Genomic DNA, 3,377 nt, shown 5'->3' with positions numbered 1-3,377 from the left:
GGCACCAGGTGAGGACGCGGGTTCGGCAGGATCCGGGTTGCTCTCATCCGAGGTGCTCTCCTTTGAAAGCCTGTCCGCGGCCACCAGTCAGACCGTGCGGCTGGTCAACTCGATGCTCTACGACGCCTTGCGGGCAGGGGCCAGCGACATCCATTTCGAGAGCACGGCGCAGGGCCTGGACATCAAGTTCCGCATCGATGGCGTGCTCGAGAGCATGGCGCGCCCGGAGGGCCATGCCACGGCCGACCAGGTCATGACCCGCCTCAAGGTGCTGGCCGAGCTCGACATTGCAGAAAGCCGCGTCCCGCAAGACGGGAGCTTCCGGGTGTCAGCCCAGGGACGGGACATCGACCTGCGGGTGTCCATCATGCCCAGCATCCACGGAGAAGATGCGGTGCTGCGCATCCTGGACAAGCAGGCCCTGGTCGAGGCCCACGGCGCGCTGTCGCTGGCTGCATTGGGGTTCGACAACATCGCCTTGCGCAGCCTGCGGGACCTGCTGGAGGCGCCACACGGCATGGTCCTGGTGACCGGCCCCACGGGCTCGGGCAAGACCACCACGCTGTACGCAGCACTGACCGAATCGCGCACGGGGCAGGAGAAGGTCATCACCATTGAAGACCCGGTGGAGTACCAGCTGCAAGGCGTGCTGCAGATCCCGGTCAACGAGCGCAAGGGCCTGACCTTTGCCCGTGGTCTGCGCTCCATCCTGCGCCATGACCCCGACAAGATCATGATCGGTGAGATTCGGGACCAGGAGACCGCCGAGATCGCGGTGCAGTCTGCCCTGACAGGTCACCTGGTGCTGAGCACCGTGCACGCCAACAATGTGTTCGACGTCTTCAGCCGTTTCACACACATGGGGTTGGACCCCTACGCCCTGGCGTCCGCCCTCAACGGCATCTGGGCCCAGCGGCTGCTGAGGGTGAACTGCCCGCGCTGCGCACAAACCCACCATCCGGACGCTGAGGAGCTGGCCAGGCACGGCCTGACGGCCTCCATGGTGGCCGGCGCGAGCTTTGTGCGAGGACAGGGCTGTGGCGATTGCCGCGGCACCGGCTACAAGGGCCGGCAGGCGATTGCCGAGATCCTGCGCCTGGACGACGAACTGCGCGACCTGGTGGTCCGCAGGGTCGCCGTCAAGGACATCAAGGAAGCCGCCTACCGCAAGGGCACCCGGAGCCTGCACGACGCCGCCCTGCGGCTGGTGCTGCAGGGCAAGACCACGTTGGAGGAGATGCGGCGTGTCACGATGGCGGCGTGAGTCCGTGGTGATCGGCATCGGCGCGTCGTCGCTGGTCTCGCTGCCGGCGAGGCCCGTGGGGCCCGAAACCCTTGCCGTGCAGGTGAGGGACTACCGGACCGAGCCTCCTCAGGCCACGGCCCCCCTTGGATCTGGCGTCGGCACTCGCGTTCTGCGGGGCCGGGGCTGTCTCTGCGCTTCCCACCATGGCCCAGGTCGTGGTGGCCGACGGACTGGCCCGGCACTGGGTGGTGGACCCGCCCGCCGGGCTGCAGTCCCTGGCCGAGCTGCAGGCGGTGGCCCGGGCGCGCGCGGAGCGGATGTTCGGCCCGATGTCCGGCTGGGTGGTGGAGGCCAACTGGCAGCTGGGGCGGTCGTTTCTGTGCTGCGCATTGCCGGCGTGGTTGATCGACGGGGTGCACATGGGCCTGGGACGGTCCGTTCCCGTGGAGACCACCTTGAGCGCGCTGTTGTCAGGCTTGCGCGGGGCGACCGCTGGCAGTGGGGATGTGGTCTGGGAAGGGTTCTGGACGCCTGGCCTGTTCACCTGGGTGGCCTGGCAGGCGGGCCGCTTGAGGTGGCTGCACAGCATCCGTCTGACGGAGACCCCGCAGGGGGGCGAGCCCTTGCTGACCGACGTGCTGGAGCAAGCCTGCCTGAACCTGCAGGGAGACAGCGTGCGCGCTAGCCTGGATGTCCAGGCGCCCGTGGGAGTGTTGGCCCTGCATCCCGGCATCGCGCGGTTGCCGGGGTCCCAGAGTCTGGTGGCGGGTGAGACGACCTGCGTCGTGTCTCAGCCACGAGCCTGGTCTGCGCTGTTCGAGGCGATGACGTTGACGGCCGCGCCACTTCAACAGGATGCCTGGGTGGCCGCGCTCCTTCCTCTGGCCCAAGTTCAGCGCATGGCCGGCCTCACTGGTGGCGCCAACCTTGTGCAGCCCACGCCAAGGGCACCGACATGAGCCGCATGGGTCCTGTTCGCTTTGGGGAAGCCGCGTGGCGGGTGGCCAGCTTCGGGCATGGCCGCTCTCGCACGGTGCATTGGGCGTGGGGGCTCGTGAGCCTTTGTGCCCTGTTGTGGCTGCTTCTGCAGTCCTGGCAGCTGGCCGTGTCGCATCGCGAGATCAACGAAGAGAGGCGATCGCTGGCGCAACGCTTTGCCATTCAAGAAGATGAACGGCAAAGCCGCTTGCGTGATCTTCCCAAACCCTCTCTGGAGGAGGCGAGCGCCATGGAGGCGCTGCAGCGTCTGAGGCAAGCACCCTGGCCTGCGGGCCTGGACCTGCTGGCCGAGGAGGACAGCGAGGACATCGGCCTGCTGTCCCTGGAGTTGGATGCGGAGCGCCGCGCGGTGCGCATGCAGGCCGAGGCACGGAGCTGGCAGGCCCTTCTGGCCTACGGCACGACGCTGGAAGGCCGCTTGGGGGCGGCCGTCCAGTGGCGCCGCTTCGAAACCAATGAGCAGGACGCTCAGCGTCCCACCCGGGCCCAGTTTGAATGGGGGCTCCCACCGCTGGCGGATATGGCCGCGTCGGGGGGAGCGCCATGAGCGATGAGAACCGGTTCCGCCTGCCGGTGTCCATGTCGGTACTTCTGGGGGCAGTTCGGGTCCGTGCCGAACTCTGGGTCTGGCGCCATGGCTGGGTCTCGGTGCTGTGCCTGGGCCTGATCCTGGGCAACCTGCTGCTGGCATGGCCCGGTCAGGCATGGTTGCAGCAGGACGCAAGGGCCCTGGCCGCGCAGCGAACAAACTGGGATCAGGCTGCCGCGGCGGCTTCGTCGCCAGAATTCACCACCGCCGACGCCACGAAGCCGCCCCTGCTTGGCGATGGGACGATGGCCCTGCGATCCCCGCCGCAGCTGCCGGCCAAAGCAGACTTGACCGCACAGATCGAGCGTTTGCGGGTGCTCGCGCAAGCGCAGCAAATCAACCTGTCCCGCACAGACTTCACCTACGAGGCCTCTGCCCCCGCCCTGGGGCGGCTGCGGCTGAATGTGCCCCTCAAGGGCCGCTACCCGCCGGTGCGGGCCTGGCTGGTGGCGGCGCAGCGCGAGCTGCCCAATCTCACCGTGGATCGACTGAGCTTCAAGCGCAATGCGGTGGGAGACAGCGATCTCGAGATGACGACACAGC

At 68.0% G+C, this 3,377-nt stretch carries 4 protein-coding genes; all 4 read left to right on the top strand.

What is annotated here, in order from left to right; translation table 11 throughout:
* The coding region (locus I73_RS18825; RefSeq protein ID WP_026096944.1) for a GspE/PulE family protein at positions 1-1,264 on the top strand (1,264 nt) is incomplete at its 5' end.
* A gap of 185 nt (positions 1,265-1,449) precedes the next feature.
* Positions 1,450-2,205: a hypothetical protein gene (locus I73_RS18820; RefSeq protein WP_148289855.1), complete on the top strand. Its 756-nt coding sequence runs from the start codon at positions 1,450-1,452 to the stop codon at positions 2,203-2,205.
* Positions 2,202-2,792, top strand: a complete 591-nt coding sequence (locus I73_RS31075; protein ID WP_148289854.1) for a hypothetical protein — start codon at positions 2,202-2,204, stop codon at positions 2,790-2,792. The genes I73_RS18820 and I73_RS31075 overlap by 4 nt, the downstream gene beginning before the upstream one ends.
* Positions 2,789-3,377: GspMb/PilO family protein (locus I73_RS18810; protein ID WP_022982035.1), on the top strand; the 589-nt coding region annotated here is incomplete at its 3' end. The genes I73_RS31075 and I73_RS18810, both read left to right, overlap by 4 nt.

The organism is Ideonella sp. B508-1, assembly GCF_000333615.1.
GTDB lineage: Bacteria > Pseudomonadota > Gammaproteobacteria > Burkholderiales > Burkholderiaceae_C > Ideonella.
The sequence above is the reverse complement of the archived record's forward strand: the minus strand, read 5'-3'. Positions and strand labels throughout refer to the sequence as shown.

What these genes read in the sequence shown, in the direction of transcription:
- I73_RS31075 (WP_148289854.1), top strand. Translation starts at nt 2,202, where the DNA reads ATGAGCCGCATGGGTCCTGTTCGCTTTGGGGAAGCCGCGTGGCGGGTG.
- I73_RS18820 (WP_148289855.1), top strand. Translation starts at nt 1,450, where the DNA reads ATGGCCCAGGTCGTGGTGGCCGACGGACTGGCCCGGCACTGGGTGGTG.